Consider the following 18,293-nt stretch of genomic DNA (forward strand, 5'->3'; position numbering starts at 1 on the left):
TAGGAGACCCGGGTGGACATCTCAGCCGCCGACGCCGCGCACATGGCGCGCGCCGTCGAGCTGGCCGCGCGCGGACACGGCGGCACCAGCCCCAACCCCGTCGTCGGCTGCGTCGTGCTGTCGGCAGCCGGGCAGGTCGTGGGCGAGGGCTTCCACGCGTACGCGGGCGGGCCGCACGCCGAGGTCGTGGCGCTGGCCCAGGCGGGGGAGCGGGCGCGGGGCGGCACGGCGTACGTGACGCTGGAGCCCTGCGACCACACCGGCCGCACCGGGCCGTGCAGCCGGGCGCTGCTGGCCGCGGGCGTGGCCCGCGTGGTCGTCGCCGTGGCCGACCCCAACCCGAAGGCCGCCGGCGGCGCGGCCCGGCTGCGCGAGGCCGGGGTGAGCGTGACGCGGGGCGTGCTGAGCGAGGCGGCCGAGCGGGTCAACGAGGAATGGCTCACCTACGCCCGGCTCGGCAGGCCCCACGTGACCTGGAAGTTCGCCGCCACCCTCGACGGCAGGTCGGCCGCCGCCGACGGCACCAGCCAGTGGATCACCTCGCCGCAGGCGCGGGCCGACGTCCACCGGCTGCGCGCCGCCTCAGACGCGATCGTGGCCGGCGTCGGCACCGTGCTCGCCGACGACCCCCACCTCACCGTCCGCCTCCCCGAACCCGCGCACGACGCCGAGGAGGGCGACGCGGGGGCGCTGCTGGCGGGGAGCCCGCCGCTGGCCGGCCGGCCGCTGGGCGCCCGGCCACCCCTGCGGGTCGTCGTGGACACCGAGGGCCGCACGCCGCCCACGGCCCGCGTCCTCGACGACGAGGCCCCCACGCTGGTCGCCGTGGCCGACGACGCCGGCACCGGGCTCAAGGCCGGCCTGCTGCGCCTGCCCCGGCACGCGGAGAGCGGCCTCGACCTGCACGCCCTCCTGCGCGAGCTGGCCGCCCGCGAGGTGGTCAGTGTGTTCCTGGAAGGCGGGCCCACCCTCGCCGGCGCGTTCCTGCGCCAGGGCCTGATCGACCGCGTGTACGCCTACCTCGCCCCCGCCCTCCTCGGCGAGGGCAGGGCCGCGCTCGGCCCGGCGGGCGTCGCCACGATCAGTGGCGTCCACCGCCTCACCTTCGACGAGTTTTCCCCCATCGGGCCGGATCTGCGGCTGACCGCGCGGCCCGCTCCGCATCAAGGCAGGGAGAAGTGATGTTCACCGGAATCATCGAGGAGAAGGGCGAAGTCGTCGCCATCGAGCCGGCGGGCGGCGGCGCCCGGCTGTCCGTCCACGGCCCGCTCGTCACCTCCGACGCCGCCCACGGGGACTCGATCGCCGTCAACGGCGTGTGCCTGACGGTCGTCGAGGTCAAGGACGACGTGTTCACCGTCGACGTCATCAGGGAGTCGCTCGACCGCAGCTCGCTCGGCGGCCTCACCGCGGGCTCGGCGGTCAACCTCGAACGGTCGGTACGCGCCGACCAGCGCCTCGGCGGCCACATCGTCCAGGGTCACGTCGACGGCACCGCCCGCCTGCTGTCCCGCGCCCCCGGCGAGAACTGGGACGACCTGCGCTTCTCCCTCCCCGGCCCGCTCAGCCGGTACGTGGCCGAGAAGGGTTCGATCGCGATCGACGGAATCAGCCTGACCGTCACGACGGTTGACGACGACAGCTTCGGCGTGAGCCTCATCCCGACCACGCTGAAGCTGACCACCATGGGCGACCGCCAGGTGGGCGACGTGGTGAACATCGAGGTCGACGTGATCGCCAAGTATGTGGAGAGGCTGGTGGGCACCCGATGAGCTGGGTGGACGCATCGATTGACATCCTGGGTCGGCCGGTGAAGTGGACCGACCTGATCGGCAACGTGTTCGCCCTCGCCACGGTGGCGTTCGCGATGCGCAAGTCCATGTGGACCTGGCCGGTGCAGTTCACCGGCTCGGTGTTGTTGTTCCTCGCCTCGATCAGCGCGCACGTCACCGGCAACGCGCTCAAGCAGGCCCTGTTCGCCGTGCTGGCAGTCTACGGGTGGTGGAAGTGGCGGCAGGGCACCCAGGAGCAGGCCCTGGCCGTCCGGCCCGCCACGGGCGGCGAGCGGTGGCGGATGCTGGCGGCGCTCGTGGTGGGCACCGTGGTGGTGACGATCCTGTTCAAGGCGTTCGACCTGTCGTGGTACCCGGGCGCGTCGGTGGCCGTGGTGGCCTCCGACGCCTACATCTTCGTCGGCGGTGCGGTCGCCACCTGGGCGCAGGGCCGGGCGCTGGTCGACTTCTGGGTCGTCTGGGTGCTGGTCGACCTGGTGGGCGTGCCGGTCGCGTTCAAGTCCGGCCTCTACGTCTCCGGCGCCGTCTACGGCGTGTTCTTCGTCATGGTCCTCACGGGCTTCGCCAAGTGGCTGCGCGAGTACCGCGCCGCCCGTCCCGAACTGGTGGCAGCAGCATGAACGACGGCATGAACGACGGCATGGACGACATCAAGCTGGATCCGATCGAGCGCGCCATCGAGGACATCCGCCAGGGGCGTCCCGTCGTGGTCGTGGACGACGAGAACCGCGAGAACGAGGGCGACCTGATCTTCGCCGCCCAGAAGGCCACGCCGGAGCTGTGCACGTTCCTGATCCGGCACACCAGCGGCATGATCTGCGTGGCCATGGACGGCAAGGAGCTCGACCGGCTCGGCCTGCCGCTCATGGTGGCCCAGAACCGCGAACGCCTGCGCACCGCGTACACGGTCACCGTGGACGCCCGTGACGGCGTCACCACCGGCATCTCCGCCGCCGACCGCGCCAGGACCATCCGCACCCTCGCCGACTCGGCCACCGAGCCCAACGAGCTGGTCCGGCCCGGCCACGTCTTCCCGCTGCGCTACCGCGAGGGCGGCGTGCTGGCCCGGCGCGGCCACACCGAGGCGGCCGTCGACCTGGCCAGGCTCGCCGGGCTGTCGTCGGCGGGGGCGCTGGCCGAGGTGGTCAACGACGACGGCACCATGGCCAGGCTGCCCCAGCTGCGCCGCTTCGCCGACGAGCACGACCTGGCGCTGGTCTCCATCGAGCAGCTCGTCGACCACCGCCGCCGGGCCGAGAGCATGGTCACCAGGGTCGCCGAGACCCGGCTGCCCAACGCGTACGGCATGTGGCGGGCCTACGGCTACGCCAGCGCCCTCGACGGCGGCGAGCACGTCGCGCTCGTCTACGGCGACCTCGGCGGCGGCGAGAACATCCTGGTCAGGGCCCACTCCGAATGCCTGACCGGCGACGTGTTCGGCTCGCTGCGCTGCGACTGCGGCGTGCAGCTCGACCACGCCATGGGCGCCATCGCGCAGGAGGGCCGCGGCGTCGTCGTCTACCTGCGCGGCCACGAGGGCCGGGGCATCGGCCTGCTGGCCAAGCTCAAGGCCTACAGCCTCCAGGACAACGGCAGCGACACCGTCGACGCCAACGTCGAGCTGGGGCTGCCGGTGGACGCCCGCGAGTTCTCCAACGCCGGGCAGATCCTCGCCGACCTCGGGGTGCGCTCGGTGCGGCTGCTCACCAACAACCCGGCCAAGCTCAAGGGCATGGACGGCTACGGCATCAAGGTGCTCGGCCGCGAGCCCATGCCCGTGGCCCTGAACCCGCACAACGAACGGTACCTGGAGGCCAAGCGCGACCGGCTCGGCCACGACATCTCCTCCAGCGTCCCGCACGAGATCTCGGAGGCGTCATGAGTGGAGAAGGCCGTCCCGGCGTGGCCGTGGTGGACGCGGCCGGCCTGGTCGTGGGCGTGGTGGCGGCGAGCTGGCACGCCAAGATCACTGACCAGCTCGTGGCGCGGGCCGTGCAGGCGTGCGACGACAGCGGCGCCACCGCGACCGTGGTCCGCGTGGCCGGTTCGCTGGAGATCCCCGTCGTGGCGCAGGCCCTGGCCCGGCGCTGTGACGCGGTGGTCGCCCTCGGCGCGGTCATCAAGGGCGAGACCGCCCATTTCGACTACGTCTGCGACTCGGTCACCAGCGGGCTGACCCGCGTCTCGCTCGACGAGGAGACGCCCGTCGGCAACGGCGTGCTCACCTGCGAGACGATGGACCAGGCCCTCGACCGTTCCGGACTGCCCGGCAGCAAGGAGGACAAGGGTTACGAGTCGGCCATGGCCGCCCTGGAGACCGCACTCCTCCTGAGGGACCTCCACTGAGCTGCGGTAGGTTTCCCTCGTGCCCGAGCCCGTTACCCCGCCGCCCCTGCCCGTGACCTGGCGTCCCAGCCGGGGCCGGGTCGTGCCCTATGTCTTCGCCGCGCTGGTCGTGGCGGGGGCGGTCCTCATGGCGATCTTCATCGCCGACCCGTTCAAGCTGCCCGACCGGGTGGCGATCGTGGGCTTCGGCCTGGCGGTGGCGTACGTGCTCCACCTGCTGGGCCGGGTCCGGGTGGAGGCCGACGAGAAGGGCCTGACGATCGTCAACGCCCTGCGCGTCCACCGCTACACCTGGCCCGAGGTCATCGACGTGACCCTGCTGGTGGGCGACCCGTGGCCGAAGATCGACTTCTCCGACGGCCGGACGATCGGCGCCATGGGCATCCAGGGCTCGGAGAAGGCCCGCGCCCGCCGGGCCACGGCCGAGCTGGCCGCGCTGATCCGCGAACGCGGCGAGGCGGCCGAGTCCGGCGACTGAAACCCGGCGACTGAAACCTGGCGCCTGAAACCCGGCGATGAAGGCGAGCCGATATCGCCGGACCGGGGTGGCGACGTAGCCTGAAGGCGTGCTGCGGCGGACAATCAGGGCAATGGACATCGAGTCGCCGGACAAGCTCACCGAGCTGCTCGACCGGCACGACTACCTGGCCGACCGAGGGCTGGCCACGGCCGCCTTCCTGGCGCTGCGGATGGGACGCCCGCTGTTCCTCGAAGGGGAGGCGGGCGTCGGCAAGACCGAGCTGGCCAAGACCCTGGCGACGCTGCTGAAGGCCCCGCTCATCCGGCTGCAGTGCTACGAGGGCCTCGACGCGTCCCAGGCCCTGTACGACTGGGACTTCGCCCGCCAGCTCCTCCACCTCAAGGCCGCCGAGGCCGCCGGGATCACCGACGCCGCCCGGCTGGAGGGGGAGATCTACGACCGCCGTTTCCTGATCGCCCGTCCGCTGCTGAAGGCCGTGGAGACCCAGCCGAGCGTGCTGCTGGTGGACGAGATCGACCGGGCCGACGACGAGTTCGAGGCGTTCCTGCTCGAAGTGCTCTCCGACTTCACCGTCTCCATCCCCGAGCTGGGCACGATCAGGGCGAAGACGCCCCCGGTGGTCGTGGTGACCTCCAACCGCACCCGCGAGGTGCACGACGCGCTCAAGCGGCGCTGCCTCTACCACTGGCTGGAGCACCCGAGCTTCGACCGCGAGGTCGCGATCCTGCTGCGTCGCCTGCCCGGCTGCACCGAGGAGCTGGCCCTGCAGGTCGCGAAGGCGGCCGAGCGGCTGCGGCGGGCGGACCTGGTCAAGCCGCCGGGCGTGGCCGAGACGCTCGACTGGACCGAGGCGCTGCTGACGCTCGGGGCCAGGGAGCTCGACCCCGACCTGGCCGCCGCCACGCTGGGCGCGGCCCTGAAGTACCGCGAGGACGTCGCCGCCGTCCTGGGGAACGGGCTGCTGTCGCATGGATGAGCTGGTCCGGACCGTGACGGGCTTCGTCAGGACGTTGCGCGCGGCCGGGGTGGACGCCGACCACGAACGTACGCGGAGCCTGTTCCAGGCCCTCGGCCACCTCGACGTCGAGGACCGGGACGAGGTCTACTGGGCCGGCCGGCTCACTCTGTGCGCCACGCCCGACGACCTGCCCCGCTACGACCGCTGCTTCGCCGCGTACTTCGGGGGGCGGCGGGCGACGGCGGCCCGTACCGGGACGACCAGCGTCACCAGGCACCTGGCGGCCGGCGACGGCGGCGGCACGGAAGAAGGCGAGGACGGCACGGCCCCGGCCACGGCCAGCCGCGCCGAGGTGCTGCGCCACCGGGACGTGGCCCGGCTCACCGAGGCCGAACGGGCCGAGGTGCACCGCATGCTGGCCCTGCTCAGGAACGGCCGGGCCGCGCGCCGCTCACGCCGTTTCGAGCAGGCGCACCGGGGCGGGCTGGACCGGCGTCGCACGGTGCGCGAGGCGCTGCGGACCGGCGAGGTGGCCCGGCTCCGGCGCCGGCGGCACACGACCAGGCCCCGGCGGGTGGTGCTGTTCGTGGACGTCAGCGGCTCGATGGCGCCCTACGCCGAGACCCTGCTGCGCTTCGCCCACGCGCTGGTCAGGAGCGAGCCGCGGGCCACGAGGGTCTACTCGGTCGGCACCCGGCTCACCGAGGTCACCGCCGGGCTGCGCCACCGCGACCCCGGCACGGCGCTGAACGAGGTGTCGGCGGCCATCCCCGACTGGAGCGGAGGAACCAGGCTCGGTGAGGAGTTCAAGGAGTACCTGACCCGGCACAGCGCCCGGGGGGCGATCGTGGTCATCGCCTCCGACGGCTGGGAACGGGGTGACCCCGCGCTGCTGGGCGCCCAGCTCGCCAGGCTGGCCCGGCAGGCGTACCGGCTCATCTGGGTCAATCCACACAAGGGGTATGAGGACTACCAGCCGCTGACCGGGGGGATGCGGGCCGCCCTGCCGTATCTGGACGACCTGGTGGCCGGGCACAGTCTGGCCGCCTACGAGGAACTCAGCGAAAGGCTCGCCCATGCGTGACGTGCTCCCGGAGATCATGCGGTGGTGGAGGTCGGGGCTCAGGTTCGGGCTGGCGACCGTGGTGAGCACGTTCAGCAGCGCGCCGCGCCCGCCGGGGGCGGCGATGGCGGTGCGCGGTGACGAGGTGGTGGGCAGCGTGTCCGGCGGATGCGTCGAGGGCGCGGTCTTCGAGCTGGCCTCCGAGGCCGACACGCCCGTCCTGCAGCGCTACGGGGTCAGCGACGACGACGCCTTCGCCGTCGGCCTGACCTGCGGCGGCATCATCGACATCCTGGTCGAGCCGGTCTCCATCGAGACCTTCCCCGAGCTGGGCGAGATCGCCGCGTCGGTCGAGGCCCACCACCCGGTCGCCGTCGCCACGATCGTCTCCGGGCCCGGCACGATGGGCGCCCGCCGGATCGTCTGGCCCGACCGCTCCTCGGGCACCCTGGGCCTCGACCGCCTCGACGAGGCCGTGGACGACGACGCCCGCGGCATGCTCGCCCAGGGCCTGACCGGCATCAGGCACTACGGCGGCCGCGGCGAGCGGCGGCTGGACGACCTGTCGGTGTTCGTCCAGTCGTTCGCGCCGCCGCCGCGCATGCTGGTGTTCGGCGCGATCGACTTCGCCGCGGCCGTCGCCCGGGTGGGCAAGTTCCTCGGCTACCACGTCACCGTCTGCGACGCGCGGCCGGTCTTCGCCACCGCCAAGCGCTTCCCGGAGGCCGACGAGGTGGTGGTCAAGTGGCCGCACGACTACCTGGCCTCGGTGCAGGTGGACGAGCGCACGGTGATCTGCGTGCTGACCCACGACCCCAAGTTCGACGTCCCGCTGCTGGAGGTGGCCCTGCGGACGCGGGCCGGCTACATCGGCGCCATGGGCTCGCGCCGTACGCACGAGGACCGGCTGGCCCGCCTGCGCGAGTCCGGGCTCACCGAGGCCGAGCTGGCCCGGCTGAGATCGCCGATCGGCCTCGACCTGGGCGCCCGCACCCCGGAGGAGACGGCCGTGTCGATCGCCGCCGAGCTGATCCAGCTCCGGTGGGGCGGCTCGGGCCGGCCGCTGTCGCAGACCGGCGGGCGCATCCACGGGGAGTCCTCGTGATCGCCGGGCTGCTGCTCGCCGCGGGGGAGGGCGCCCGGCTGGGCACGCCCAAGGCGCTCGTGGAGTTCGGTGGCGAACGGCTGGTCGACCGCGGGGTGCGGCTGCTGGAGGAGGGCGGCTGCCATCCGGTGGTGGTCGTGCTCGGCGCGGCCACGGCGCAGGTGCGCGGGGCGGTCAGCGTGCGCAACCCGGACTGGCGCACCGGCATGGGCTCCTCGCTGCGGACCGGGCTGGCCGCGCTGCCGCCGGAGGCCGAGGCCGTGGTGGTCGCGCTGGTGGACCAGCCCCTCGTACGGGCCGGCGCGGTGCGGGCCCTGGCGGAGTCGGGGGCCGGGCTGGCGGTGGCCACGTACGGCGGGCGGCGGGCGAACCCGGTGCTGATCGCCCGCGAGCACTTCGCCGGGGTGGCGGAGCTGGCGGTGGGCGATGTGGGGGCGCGGGCGTTCATGAAGGCGCACCCCGAGCTGGTCACCGAGGTCGCCTGCGACGAGCACGGCGACCCGGCCGACATCGACACGCCGCAGGACCTGGACCTGCTGAAAGACCGCTAGACGCACGGCAGGACCCGGACCTGCTGGAAGGCCGTCAGAAGCGCAGGGAGGCGATGGCGGCGCGGTGGTCGCTGCCGGTGGCCGGCGCCACGCCCGCCTTGGTCGCCGTCATGCCCCTGAACAGGATGTGGTCGGGACGGGTGATCGGGAACTCGGCCGGCCAGGTGAAGCCGAACCCGTCGCCGGCCACGCTCTGGGCGTCGGTCAGCGGCGGGGTCAGCCCGCTCATGCCCCGGTCGGTGGTGGCGGTGTTGAGGTCGCCGAGCAGCAGGACGCGCTTGCTCGGATCGGCGTCGACGAGCTTGCGGGCGTGCGTCAGGGAGGCGTCGCGGGAGGCGGTGTGGCCGGGCCTGGCCGAGGCCAGGTGCATGACGTAGACGGTGACCTTGCCCTTGGGGGTGCTGACCACCGCGCGCAGCGCCCGCGGCCAGCCCATGCCGACGTCGAGGGGGCTGGTCTCGCTGAGCGGGTAGCGGCTCCACAGGCCGACCGTGCTGACCGGGTAGTGGTAGCGGAACATCTTGTTGAGCTGCTTGGCCGCGGGCCCGCCGGGTGTCAGCTCCTGCGCGGCCAGCAGGTCGAGGTCTTCGGCGATGGCCTTGACCGCCTCGCCGGACGCGCTGTTGCGCACGCCGACGTTGACCGTGCCGACGGCCAGGTCGCTGGGGCCGCCGGGCGACGTGGCCAGCAGCGTCGAGCCGAACATCGCCGCCCACACCAGGCCGGGCGCCAGCGCCGCGAGCGCGGCCGCCCTCGACCGCGCCAGGACGGCGAGCAGCAGCAGCAGCGGAACCGCCAGCCCCATCCACGGGAGCAGGCTCTCCAGGACGGGCGTGAACCCGCCGAGCGCCGGGATCAGCGAATGCCCCGCCAGGGCCAGGGCGACCGCTGCGGAGACGACGACGACCACCCGGCTCAGCACCCGAACCAGGCTAGTGCTTCGCCGCGCGACACGCCGACACGCTAACCTGTGGACGTCGCAACGGAACATCATTCGGTTCATCGGGAGCCCGGCATGCGCATCGGTATGGCACTCAACTACTCGGGCGGTTTCAAGGAGACGGTCGCCGAGCTGGCCGACTACGAGAAGGCGGGTCTCGACATCGTCTTCGTGGCCGAGGCGTACAGCTTCGACGCCGTCAGCCAGATGGGGTACATCGCGGCCAAGACCGAGCGGGTGCAGATCGCCTCGGGCATCCTGCCGATCTACTCCCGCACGCCGACGCTGCTCGCCATGACCGCCGCGGGCATGGACTTCGTCTCCGACGGGCGCTTCACGCTGGGCATCGGGACGTCGGGCCCGCAGGTCATCGAGGGGTTCCACGGGGTGCCGTACACCGCGCCGATCGGGCGTACCCGGGAGGTCATCGAGATCTGCCGCAAGGTCTGGCGGCGCGAGCGGCTGGAGCACGCCGGCCGCAACTACAGCGTGCCGCTGCCCGCCGGGGAGGGCACCGGCCTGGGCAAGCCGCTGAAGATCATCAACCACCCGGTGCGCCCGCGCATCCCGATCGTGGTCGCCGCCATCGGCCCCAAGAACGTGGAGATGACCGCCGAGCTGGCCGAGGGCTGGGAGCCGATCTTCTACTACCCGGAGAAGGCCGCGCAGGTGTGGGGCCCGTCGCTGGCCGCGGGCAAGGCCAGGCGCGACCCCGAGCTGGGCGAGCTGGACGTGATCGCCCAGGCGACGCTGGCCATCGGCGACGACGCGGCCGGGCTGCGCGAGTTCGGCCGGCCGATGGCGGCCCTGTACATCGGCGGCATGGGCGCCAAGGGCAAGAACTTCTACAACGACCTGGCCAGGCGCTACGGCTACGAGAAGGAGGCCGAGCAGATCCAGGACCTCTACCTGGAGGGCAAGAAGGACGAGGCCGCCGCGCTGGTCCCGGCCGAGCTGCTGGAGAACATGTCGCTGATCGGCAGCGAGGGCTTCGTGCGCGACCGGATCGCGGCGCTGAAGGAGTCGGGGGTGACGACGCTCAACGTCGCGCCGCTCGGCCGTACGCACGAGGAGCGCGTCCGCCTGCTGGAGAAGGTCAAGGAGCTGGTCGCCTGATCCACCGGGCTCCGGAAGGGGTGTGACGCACATCACAATGCAGAGCGGGAATATGCCCCGTTTCGCATGCTGTTGTACGTCCTCGTGAGGTTCTCTGTGGTTATCGTGCGGCTCGTCGAGCGTCTGCACGTGGATCTGTGCCGTCTGCACGGATCCCTCTGTCGCTGATCAGCGCGTCCCCGGACCCCCCTTCCTCACCTGCGTGCCCACCTTCGCTGTGGCATGCCTGACTTCCGGAGCCTTCCTCCCGTGAAGAGATTCACCTTCTCCCTTCAGCTTCTGCTCGGCCTCGCGGCCGGCATCGCCCTGGGGTTCGTCGCCAAGATCTGGGACGTGGCCTGGCTGGCCGAGACGCTGACCCAGGTCGGCAAGCTCTTCGTCCAGCTGCTCAAGCTGGCCGTGCCGCCGCTGGTGTTCACCGCCGTGCTGGTCAGCGTGGCCAACCTGCGCAACGTCAACGGCGCGGCCCGCCTGGCCTCCAAGACCCTGCTCTGGTTCCTGATCACCGCTTTCATCTCCGTCGCCTTCGCGATCGCGCTCGGCCTGATCATCAACCCGGGTCAGGGCGTCACCCTCGACACCGGCGCCGCCAAGGCCGTCGACATGGAGGGCGCCGGCACCTGGCTCGACTTCGTCACCGGCATCCTGCCCACCAACATCGTCACGGCCTTCACCGAGGTGAACGTCCTCCAGATCGTCTTCCTGGGTGTCGTCCTCGGCGCGGCGGCCCTGGCCGTGGGGGAGAAGGCGGAGCCGTTCCTCAACCTCAGCCGTTCGGTGCTCGAACTGGTGCAGAAGGCCCTGTGGTGGGTCATCCGCCTGGCCCCGATCGGCACCGCCGGCCTCATCGGCAAGGCCGTGTCCACCTATGGCTGGGACCTGCTGGCCCCGCTGGCCAAGTTCAGCGTCGGCGTGTACATCGGTTGCTTCATCGTCCTGCTGGCCGTCTACCCGACGCTGCTGGCGGTCTGGGGCAAGGTCAACCCGATCACGTTCTTCCGTAACGCCTGGCCCGCCATCGAGCTGGCCTTCGTCTCCCGTTCCTCGGTCGGCACGCTGCCCCTGACCCAGCGCGTCACCGTCGAGCGCAACGGCGTGGACCGCGACTACGCCTCCTTCGCGGTGCCCTTCGGCGCCACCACCAAGATGGACGGCTGCGCCTCGGTCTACCCGGCGCTCGCCGCGATCTTCGTGGCCCAGGTGTTCGGCGTGCACCTCGGGGTGGGGGACTACCTGCTGATCGCGTTCGTCTCGGTCGTCGGCTCGGCCGCCACCGCGGGCCTGACCGGCGCGATCGTCATGCTGACGCTCACGCTCAGCACGCTGGGCCTGCCGCTCGAAGGCGTCGGCCTGCTGCTCGCCATCGACCCGATCCTCGACATGATCCGCACCGCGACCAACGTCGCGGGCCAGATGGTCGTCCCGGTCCTGGTGGCCCGCTCGGAGGGCCGCCTGGACGAGGCGGTGTTCAACGCGCCGCCGCAGCCGCTCGACGACGCTCCCGCCGCGGTCCGCCCGTCGCGCGGCCCGGAGCCCGCGACGGCCTGACCGATGTCGCTTCGAGGGCGGGTGGCCGTACGGCCGCCCGCCCTCAGTCGTAGGTCAGCAGGTCTCCCGGCTGGCAGCCGAGGGCCTCGCACAGCCGGGTCAAGGTGGAGAAGCGGATGGCCTTGGCGTGGCCGTTCTTGAGTATCGACAGGTTCACGACGGTGATCTCGACCTGGTGCGACAGCTCGGTGAGCGTCATGCCGCGCTGGGCGAGCAGTTCGTCCAGGCGTACCCGGATGGCGCCTTCGGGCATCAGATCGTGGCCTCGACCTCGTCGAGCAGGACCACGCCCCGGCGGACGATCTCCGAGACCCCGAGCGCGCACAGGCCCGCCACGAGTCCTGCGGGCGGCGCGTCCGGCCGCGGGACGAAGGCCGGGCCGGTCGTCAGCAGCATGCCGGACAGTATGGCCTGCGCCGTCGTGCCGAGCGCGGCCGACACGAGCGAACCGGTGATCAGGATCCAGCCCGGCCGGCGCAGGTGCCCGGCCGTCACGGCGGAGAACAGCGCCCGGTCTCCCGACCGCGCCCTGCGCAACGCGCGGACCACGGTGTACAGCGAGAGCAGCCCGGTCGCCGTGGGCGGCGCCCATTGCAGGAGGTGGAGCAGGGCCGCCGCGGGCGAGGGTCCCCCCGGGCGGAGGGGCACGTCCGCCGCGGCACTGACGATCTCCACCCCCGGGACGGGGGCCACGGGCGGCGTCACGCCGGCGATGCTCAGCACGACCTCAAGCCGATGGATGCACTTCGTTGCCGTAACGATAATCGTAAATAACGATATTCGAGGGGTGGCCGGCGCTGTGTGGCGCGGGGTGTGAAGTGTGGATCATGGGGCGGCGGGGGCCGGAGGGCCCTATGGTTGGTCGGAAATAACCCACTTTTCGAGTTTTTGGCGGGGATATGTCCGACGCTACGCCTTCGATGGTCGCCGACCGGTACCGGCTTGACGAGCTCATCGGCAGCGGTCCGATGGGTGAGGTGTGGCGGGCCTACGACACCCGCGCCGACTGGGTCGTGGCCGTGAAGATCCTGGGCGCGGGGGCGGCCGGCGAGGCCGCCAGGGAGGCGCTGAAGCAGCACGCCCAGGCGGTGGCCAGGGTGATCCACCCCAACGTGGCCATGGTCCTCGACGTGGGCGACCAGGACGGCGCCCCCTTCCTCGTGACCGAGTTCCTCACCGGGACCAGCCTGGGTGAGGACCTGGCGGCCGAGGGGCCCCTGCGGATCGTCGAGGTCTGCGACCTGGTCGGCCAGGCCGCCGCCGGGCTGGACGCCGCCCACCGCGCCGGGGTCTTCCACGGGCAGATCGACTCCGGCAGCTTCCGGCGGGCGGCCAGCGGGGTGCTGAAGGTCGTCGGGTTCGGGCTCCCGGACGAGGAGCCGTCCCAGGCCGAACGCCGCTACCTGGCCCCCGAACGGGCCTCCGGCCGTCCCGCCACGGCCGCCGCCGACCTGTACGCCCTCGGCGCCGTCTGCTACGAACTCCTCTGCGGCCGCCCGCCCGGTTCCACCCCTGACCTGCCGGTAACCGGCATGCGGGCCCTCCCCGGCCAGACCCCCGGAACCACGGGCCCCGGCAGCCCGGCACCCGGAAGCACGACCCCCGGGACTGCGGGTCCCGAGACTTCGGGCCCGGGAAGCACGGCGCCAGGGAGTGCGGGTCCCGGGGGTGCGGGGCCCGGGAGTGGCGGGCACGGCGTCGTCCCGCCCAGTGCGCTCCGGCCCGAGATCCCCGCTGAGCTGGACCGGCTCGTCCTCGCCATGCTCGCGCCCGACCCCGCCAGGCGTCCCTCCGGCGGCGAGGCCATCCGCCGGGCCCTGGCCGCCATCGCCCGCCCCGGCGCGGCCCCGGGCGCGGCCCCCGCTGCCGGAAACGCCGCCGGAAGCCCTGTCGGCGCCCCGGCCGGCGCGCAGGCGGGACGGCCGGGCGACACCCAGGTGTACGACTTCAACGGCGTCCCGCGCGCCGGCGACACCGCCGTCTACGAGTCCGCCGACCTGGACCCCGCACCTCCGCGCACCGGCAACAAGCTGCTGGTCCAGATGGGGATCGCTGTCGCGGTCATCGCCGTCGTGACCGTCGGCATGGTGATGTGGCTGGGCTCCGGCAAGGAGACCCCGGCGGCCGAGCCGAGCGCGAGCACGCCGCCCACGGCCGTCCTGTCCCCGGCCATCACCTTCACCGCCGGTCCGGCCCCCGAGGAGCCCGACCCCACGCCCACCGACCTCGCCCCCACCGACCTCACCCCGGGCGACATCGCCACCGGCCTGGTCCAGACCGTCGGCCCCAAGACGACCCTGAGCGCCGACCGGCCCCCGGCGGGCGGCTGGGACTACTGGCTGATCAAGTTCGACCAGACGCTGACCTCCCAGGAGAAGATCGGCGACATCGACCCCAAGGTCGCCGAGAAGGCCCACGACAAGCTCAGGAAGGCCGCCAGGAAGCTCCAGGAGGGCCAGTTCAAGCCCGCCCGCAACGAGATCGCCCACGTCTACGAGGACCTACGCCGCGCCCAGAGCAAGGGCGAGGCCCCCTTGTCAGGCCCGCTCGCCTCGTTCCTGAACGACTTCGCCCTCAACTGACCACCCCCACCCGACCACCCCCACCCGACCACCCCCACCCGACCACCCCCACCCGACCACCCCCACCCGACCACCCCCACCCGACCACCCCCCACCCGACCACCCCCACCCGACCACCCCCCACCCGACCACCCCCACCCGACCACCCCCACCCGACCACCCCCACCCGACCACCCCCACCCGACCGCCCACACCTGACCGCCCACGCCCGGACGGGCCCTCCGGTCCAGCCTCTCCCGAGCGGGCTCCTGATCGGGTTCTCGGCCGGGGTGGGGGAGGGGCGGGGGCGCGCGTACATTGGCGGGATGACCATCGACTACCCGGCGCGCCGCGCACGCCTGGCCGCGGCGCTGCCGGCGCACGAGGTGCCCGCGCTCCTCGTCACCTCCCCCGTCAACGTCCGCTACCTCACCGGGCTGGTCAGCTCGAACGCGGCCGTCCTGGTCAGGGCCGACGGCTCGGCGCTGCTGGCGACCGACAACCGCTACATCGACATGACCCGCGCCCTGGACGTCACCGCGGTCGAGGCCCCCGACGTGGCCGGCAGGCTCGCCGAGCCGGGCGCGGGCATCGAGGCCGCCGCCATGAGCGTGGCCACCTTCCGCCGCCTGAACGCGGGTCTGAACGCGGGCCTGAACGCGGGTCTGAACGCGGGCGGAGGCGAGGGCGGGGGCCTGGTGCCGCTCGGCCCGCTGGTCGAGGAACTGCGCGCGGTCAAGGACGAGGCGGAACTGGAGCTCATCCGCACCGCCTGCGCCCTGACCGACCAGGCCTTCGCCGACGTGCTCCCGCTGATCGCGCCGGGCCTCACCGAACGCGCCGTGGCCCGCCTGCTCGACAACCGCATGACCGAGCTGGGCGCCGACAAGCCCGCGTTCGACACGATCGTCGCCGCCGGCGAGAACGGCGCGATCCCGCACCACGCCCCCACCGACCGCGAGCTGCGCGCCGGCGACCTGGTCACCATGGACTTCGGCGCCCGATACCACGGCTACCACGCCGACATGACCAGGACGGTCTGCCTCGGCGAGCCCGCGGACTGGCAGCGCGACCTCTACGACCTGGTCAGACGCGCCCAGCGGGCCGGCCGCCACGCCCTGACCCCGGGAGCCGAGGCCAAGGACGTCGACGCCGCCGCACGCGGCCTGATCGCGGCCGCCGGGCACGGCGACCACTTCCGGCACGGCCTGGGCCACGGCGTCGGCCTGGAGATCCACGAGGACCCGTTCCTGGGCCCCTCCAGGACCGGTAGACTAGAGGATCGAGTTCCGATCACCGTCGAGCCGGGGATCTACCTCCCCGAGCGGGGCGGGGTTCGCATCGAGGACACCCTCGTGACACGTGAGGGCGGTCCGGAACTTTTCACCAAGACGACCAAGGAGCTGCTCGTCCTTTAGAGCGGCCACACGCGGGAGAGAACGAGTGGCGACGACCAACGACCTCAAGAACGGCATGGTGCTGAAGCTCGAGGGCGGTGAGCTCTGGAGCGTTGTCGAGTTCCAGCACGTCAAGCCGGGCAAGGGCGGCGCGTTCGTGCGTACCAAGCTCAAGAACGTGCTCTCCGGCAAGGTCGTCGACAAGACCTTCAACGCCGGCGTGAAGGTCGACGTGGCCAACGTCGACAAGCGCGAGATGCAGTACTCCTACAAGGACGGCGACGACTTCGTGTTCATGGACACCGAGACCTACGACATGGTCAACGTGCCCGCCCGCACCGTCGGCACCGCCGCCAACTACATGCTGGAGAACACCCTCGCCACGATCGCCTTCAACGAGGGCTCCGCGCTCTACGTCGACCTGGCCGCCGCCGTCGAGCTGACGATCTCCAACACCGAGCCCGGCCTGCAGGGCGACCGCTCGACCGGCGGCACCAAGCCCGCCACGCTGGAGACCGGCGCCGAGATCAAGGTGCCGCTGTTCATCACGACCGGCGAGAAGGTCAAGGTCGACACCCGTAGCGGCGAATACCTCGGCCGGGCCTGAGGTGTCTGCACGCGGCAAAGCACGCAGGCGCGCCCTTGACATCCTCTTCGAGGCCGAGCTGCGCTCGGAGGACCCGCTGCGGATCCTCGCCGAGCGCGTGGAGCGGCAGGAGCCGCCGGTCAACGAGTACACCTCGACCATCGTCGAGGGCGTCGCCCGCCACCACGTCCGCATCGACGAGCTGATCACCACCTACTCCGAGGGCTGGACGCTCGACCGCATGCCCGCGGTCGACCGCAACCTGCTGCGCGGTGGCACGTACGAGCTGCTGTGGATGCCCGACGTGCCGGAGGGCGTGGTCATCAGCGAGTGGGTGCACCTGGCGGGTGAGCTGTCGACCGACGAGTCGCCGCAGTTCATCAACGGGCTGCTGGCCCGGTTCAAGCAACTCAAGCCAAGCCTCACCCTTTAGACAAAGGCCGCGAAGGCCGTTTTGAGGTACGTTCCACTCACGTGGCCCGTACGGCTCGCGAGAGACGAGGGAAGGCGCGCCGTCGTGGGGTCGGGCCGCCTTCCGGGCGAGGCCCCCGGCCTGTCCGCGGGCCCCGAGCCGGTCCGGGGAAGTGGCGCGTCACCAGCCGCGACGCGCCCTTTTCCGGCCCCCGTCCGCCCGTGGCAGCATCAGGTCCATGGTGACCGAAGACGAGGCGCGCGCCCTGGCCCTGGCGCTCCCCGAGACCGCCGAGAAGCCCATGTACGGCACGCCCGGCTTCTACGTGCGCAGCCGGTGGTTCGCGCGGATCACGGAGGAGGGCGGCGTGCTCGTCGTGCCCGTGGGCGGCGAGGAACTCAAGCACGAGCTGATCGCCGCCGCCCCCGGCACGTTCTTCACCACGTCCCCCTACGACGGGCACGCCGCGGTGCTGGTGCGCCTGGCGGCCGTGGCGACCGGCGAGCCGGCCGAGCTGCTGACCGACGCCTGGCGGCTGAGGGCGCCCAAGAGGGTGGCGGCGGCGTTCGACGGTCAGGTCCGGCCTGCGGGCGACGGCGCGTACGGCGTAGGCTGGGCCCGTCCGCACAGGGCGAGGGCCGCCCGCGGAGGAGAGAGAGGCGAGCCGACGTTGCGAGCAGAAGGCGTCACCACGAAGACCCCGGCGGTGCGCACCGCCGTCGTCTGGGGCGCGTTGCGCTCGGTGCTGGCCGAGCGGGCCCAGGCCGTCGGCCGTGACGCGCTCGACATCGTCGACGCCGGCGGGGGCACCGGAGGGTTCGCCGTGCCGCTGGCCGAGCTGGGCCACACCGTCACCGTCGTCGACCCCAGCCCCGACTCGCTGGCCGCGCTGGAGCGCCGGGCCAAGGAGAAGGGCGTGGGCGTGCGCGGCCTGCAGGGCGACACCGCCGACCTCGGCGACCTGCTCGACCGCGACAGCGCCGACCTGGTCCTGTGCCACAGCGTCCTGGAGTACGTCGACGACCCGACCGCCGCGCTGGCCGCCGTGGCCGGGCTGCTGCGTCCGGGCGGCGCCGTCAGCGTCCTGGCCGCCAACCCCGTCGCCAGCGCGATCCACCGGGCGCTGGCCGGGCAGTTCGACGAGGCGAGGGCCGTCCTGGCCGACCCGCGCGGCACGTGGGGCGACCGCGACCCCACGCCCAGGCGCTTCACCGCCGAGACCCTGTCGCAGCTGCTGACCGCCACGGGCTTCACCGTCGGCGCGGTCCACGGGGTGCGGGTCTTCGCCGACCTGGTGCCCAGCAGGCTCGTCGACGGCGAGCCCGGGGCGGCCGACGCGCTCGTGGCTCTGGAGCAGGCCGCCGCCGTCCACCCCGTGCTGCGGGACGTCGCCACGCAGGTGCACGTCCTCGGCCGCCGCCCCTAGTCTGGAACGT

20 protein-coding genes and 1 pseudogene are annotated in these 18,293 nt (G+C 72.6%); 18 read left to right on the forward strand and 3 right to left on the reverse strand.

Annotated features, from left to right (window positions below; all coding sequences use genetic code 11):
- Positions 1–12 precede the first annotated feature (12 nt).
- The 10 genes from ribD to ACIA8R_RS16495 all read left to right on the forward strand — a co-directional run bounded on the left by ribD (position 13) and on the right by ACIA8R_RS16495 (position 8,297).
- Positions 13–1,182 carry a bifunctional diaminohydroxyphosphoribosylaminopyrimidine deaminase/5-amino-6-(5-phosphoribosylamino)uracil reductase RibD gene (gene ribD / locus ACIA8R_RS16450; RefSeq protein WP_397038999.1) on the forward strand — a complete coding sequence of 390 codons (1,170 nt, stop codon included), beginning with the start codon at positions 13–15 and terminating at the stop codon, positions 1,180–1,182.
- Positions 1,182–1,772 (forward strand): riboflavin synthase, encoded by a 591-nt coding sequence (locus ACIA8R_RS16455; protein ID WP_357705356.1) that lies wholly within the window; start codon positions 1,182–1,184, stop codon positions 1,770–1,772. The genes ribD and ACIA8R_RS16455 overlap by 1 nt, the downstream gene beginning before the upstream one ends.
- Entirely contained in the window at positions 1,769–2,413 is a 645-nt protein-coding gene (locus tag ACIA8R_RS16460; protein WP_397039001.1) for a nicotinamide riboside transporter PnuC, read from the forward strand. Before ACIA8R_RS16455 ends, ACIA8R_RS16460 begins: the two co-directional genes overlap by 4 nt.
- A complete protein-coding gene (locus ACIA8R_RS16465; RefSeq protein WP_397039002.1) occupies positions 2,410–3,675 on the forward strand; it encodes a bifunctional 3,4-dihydroxy-2-butanone-4-phosphate synthase/GTP cyclohydrolase II in 1,266 nt (421 codons plus the stop codon). The genes ACIA8R_RS16460 and ACIA8R_RS16465 overlap by 4 nt, the downstream gene beginning before the upstream one ends.
- Entirely contained in the window at positions 3,672–4,139 is a 468-nt protein-coding gene (gene ribH / locus ACIA8R_RS16470; RefSeq protein ID WP_357705359.1) for a 6,7-dimethyl-8-ribityllumazine synthase, read from the forward strand. The genes ACIA8R_RS16465 and ribH overlap by 4 nt, the downstream gene beginning before the upstream one ends.
- A gap of 19 nt (positions 4,140–4,158) precedes the next feature.
- Positions 4,159–4,617, forward strand: a complete 459-nt coding sequence (locus ACIA8R_RS16475; RefSeq protein WP_364091177.1) for a PH domain-containing protein — start codon at positions 4,159–4,161, stop codon at positions 4,615–4,617.
- Positions 4,618–4,729: 112 nt separating this feature from the next.
- A complete protein-coding gene (locus ACIA8R_RS16480; protein WP_357705361.1) occupies positions 4,730–5,596 on the forward strand; it encodes a MoxR family ATPase in 867 nt (288 codons plus the stop codon).
- Positions 5,589–6,662, forward strand: coding sequence for a VWA domain-containing protein (locus tag ACIA8R_RS16485; RefSeq protein ID WP_397039004.1), 1,074 nt, complete (start codon positions 5,589–5,591; stop codon positions 6,660–6,662). The genes ACIA8R_RS16480 and ACIA8R_RS16485 overlap by 8 nt, the downstream gene beginning before the upstream one ends.
- Positions 6,655–7,746: an XdhC/CoxI family protein gene (locus ACIA8R_RS16490; RefSeq protein WP_357705363.1), complete on the forward strand. Its 1,092-nt coding sequence runs from the start codon at positions 6,655–6,657 to the stop codon at positions 7,744–7,746. Before ACIA8R_RS16485 ends, ACIA8R_RS16490 begins: the two co-directional genes overlap by 8 nt.
- The gene (locus tag ACIA8R_RS16495; protein ID WP_357705364.1) at positions 7,743–8,297 is read left to right on the forward strand and encodes a nucleotidyltransferase family protein; all 555 of its coding nucleotides are present in this window, start codon (positions 7,743–7,745) and stop codon (positions 8,295–8,297) included. Before ACIA8R_RS16490 ends, ACIA8R_RS16495 begins: the two co-directional genes overlap by 4 nt.
- Before the next feature lie 34 nt (positions 8,298–8,331).
- Here ACIA8R_RS16495 and ACIA8R_RS16500 read toward each other — a convergent pair whose 3' ends face one another.
- A complete protein-coding gene (locus tag ACIA8R_RS16500; protein ID WP_364091170.1) occupies positions 8,332–9,219 on the reverse strand; it encodes an endonuclease/exonuclease/phosphatase family protein in 888 nt (295 codons plus the stop codon).
- A gap of 93 nt (positions 9,220–9,312) precedes the next feature.
- Between ACIA8R_RS16500 and ACIA8R_RS16505 the strand changes: the two genes are divergently transcribed.
- Both ACIA8R_RS16505 and ACIA8R_RS16510 read left to right on the forward strand, forming a co-directional pair.
- A complete protein-coding gene (locus tag ACIA8R_RS16505) occupies positions 9,313–10,353 on the forward strand; it encodes an LLM class F420-dependent oxidoreductase (RefSeq protein WP_397039006.1) in 1,041 nt (346 codons plus the stop codon).
- Between the two features lie 249 nt (positions 10,354–10,602).
- Positions 10,603–11,901 carry a dicarboxylate/amino acid:cation symporter gene (locus ACIA8R_RS16510; RefSeq protein ID WP_357705367.1) on the forward strand — a complete coding sequence of 433 codons (1,299 nt, stop codon included), beginning with the start codon at positions 10,603–10,605 and terminating at the stop codon, positions 11,899–11,901.
- Between the two features lie 43 nt (positions 11,902–11,944).
- Here ACIA8R_RS16510 and ACIA8R_RS16515 read toward each other — a convergent pair whose 3' ends face one another.
- Both ACIA8R_RS16515 and ACIA8R_RS16520 read right to left on the reverse strand, forming a co-directional pair.
- Positions 11,945–12,154: a helix-turn-helix domain-containing protein gene (locus ACIA8R_RS16515; protein ID WP_397039008.1), complete on the reverse strand. Its 210-nt coding sequence runs from the start codon at positions 12,152–12,154 to the stop codon at positions 11,945–11,947.
- Positions 12,154–12,624, reverse strand: coding sequence for a hypothetical protein (locus ACIA8R_RS16520; RefSeq protein WP_397039009.1), 471 nt, complete (start codon positions 12,622–12,624; stop codon positions 12,154–12,156). The genes ACIA8R_RS16515 and ACIA8R_RS16520 overlap by 1 nt, the downstream gene beginning before the upstream one ends.
- Before the next feature lie 176 nt (positions 12,625–12,800).
- On the opposite strand from ACIA8R_RS16520, the gene ACIA8R_RS16525 reads away from it, so the two are divergent.
- The 6 genes and pseudogenes from ACIA8R_RS16525 to ACIA8R_RS16550 all read left to right on the forward strand — a co-directional run bounded on the left by ACIA8R_RS16525 (position 12,801) and on the right by ACIA8R_RS16550 (position 18,283).
- The gene (locus tag ACIA8R_RS16525) at positions 12,801–14,483 is read left to right on the forward strand and encodes a protein kinase (protein WP_397039011.1); all 1,683 of its coding nucleotides are present in this window, start codon (positions 12,801–12,803) and stop codon (positions 14,481–14,483) included.
- A gap of 305 nt (positions 14,484–14,788) precedes the next feature.
- The gene (locus ACIA8R_RS16530) at positions 14,789–15,880 is read left to right on the forward strand and encodes a M24 family metallopeptidase (RefSeq protein WP_397039012.1); all 1,092 of its coding nucleotides are present in this window, start codon (positions 14,789–14,791) and stop codon (positions 15,878–15,880) included.
- A gap of 25 nt (positions 15,881–15,905) precedes the next feature.
- Positions 15,906–16,466, forward strand: a complete 561-nt coding sequence (gene efp, locus ACIA8R_RS16535; RefSeq protein WP_357705372.1) for an elongation factor P — start codon at positions 15,906–15,908, stop codon at positions 16,464–16,466.
- A 1-nt stretch (position 16,467) separates the two neighbouring features.
- The gene (nusB, locus tag ACIA8R_RS16540; RefSeq protein ID WP_397039014.1) at positions 16,468–16,878 is read left to right on the forward strand and encodes a transcription antitermination factor NusB; all 411 of its coding nucleotides are present in this window, start codon (positions 16,468–16,470) and stop codon (positions 16,876–16,878) included.
- A gap of 217 nt (positions 16,879–17,095) precedes the next feature.
- Positions 17,096–17,383, forward strand: a pseudogene (locus tag ACIA8R_RS16545) (MmcQ/YjbR family DNA-binding protein); the annotation flags it as partial.
- 144 nt (positions 17,384–17,527) lie between these two features.
- On the forward strand, positions 17,528–18,283 hold the full coding sequence (locus ACIA8R_RS16550) for a methyltransferase domain-containing protein (protein WP_357705420.1): 756 nt from the start codon (positions 17,528–17,530) through the stop codon (positions 18,281–18,283).
- The last annotated feature ends 10 nt before the right edge of the window (positions 18,284–18,293 follow it).

Source organism: Nonomuraea sp. NPDC051191 (genome assembly GCF_044455665.1).
In the GTDB taxonomy this organism is placed as follows: Bacteria; Actinomycetota; Actinomycetes; order Streptosporangiales; family Streptosporangiaceae; genus Nonomuraea.

Coding starts and splice junctions, on each gene's coding strand:
- ribH (WP_357705359.1), top strand. CDS start 3,672: ATGAGTGGAGAAGGCCGTCCCGGCGTGGCCGTGGTGGACGCGGCCGGC.
- ACIA8R_RS16465 (WP_397039002.1), top strand. CDS start 2,410: ATGAACGACGGCATGAACGACGGCATGGACGACATCAAGCTGGATCCG.
- ACIA8R_RS16505 (WP_397039006.1), top strand. CDS start 9,313: ATGCGCATCGGTATGGCACTCAACTACTCGGGCGGTTTCAAGGAGACG.
- ACIA8R_RS16515 (WP_397039008.1), bottom strand. CDS start 12,154: ATGCCCGAAGGCGCCATCCGGGTACGCCTGGACGAACTGCTCGCCCAG.
- ACIA8R_RS16480 (WP_357705361.1), top strand. CDS start 4,730: ATGGACATCGAGTCGCCGGACAAGCTCACCGAGCTGCTCGACCGGCAC.
- ACIA8R_RS16525 (WP_397039011.1), top strand. CDS start 12,801: ATGTCCGACGCTACGCCTTCGATGGTCGCCGACCGGTACCGGCTTGAC.
- ACIA8R_RS16455 (WP_357705356.1), top strand. CDS start 1,182: ATGTTCACCGGAATCATCGAGGAGAAGGGCGAAGTCGTCGCCATCGAG.
- ACIA8R_RS16460 (WP_397039001.1), top strand. CDS start 1,769: ATGAGCTGGGTGGACGCATCGATTGACATCCTGGGTCGGCCGGTGAAG.
- ACIA8R_RS16490 (WP_357705363.1), top strand. CDS start 6,655: ATGCGTGACGTGCTCCCGGAGATCATGCGGTGGTGGAGGTCGGGGCTC.
- ACIA8R_RS16485 (WP_397039004.1), top strand. CDS start 5,589: ATGGATGAGCTGGTCCGGACCGTGACGGGCTTCGTCAGGACGTTGCGC.
- ACIA8R_RS16530 (WP_397039012.1), top strand. CDS start 14,789: ATGACCATCGACTACCCGGCGCGCCGCGCACGCCTGGCCGCGGCGCTG.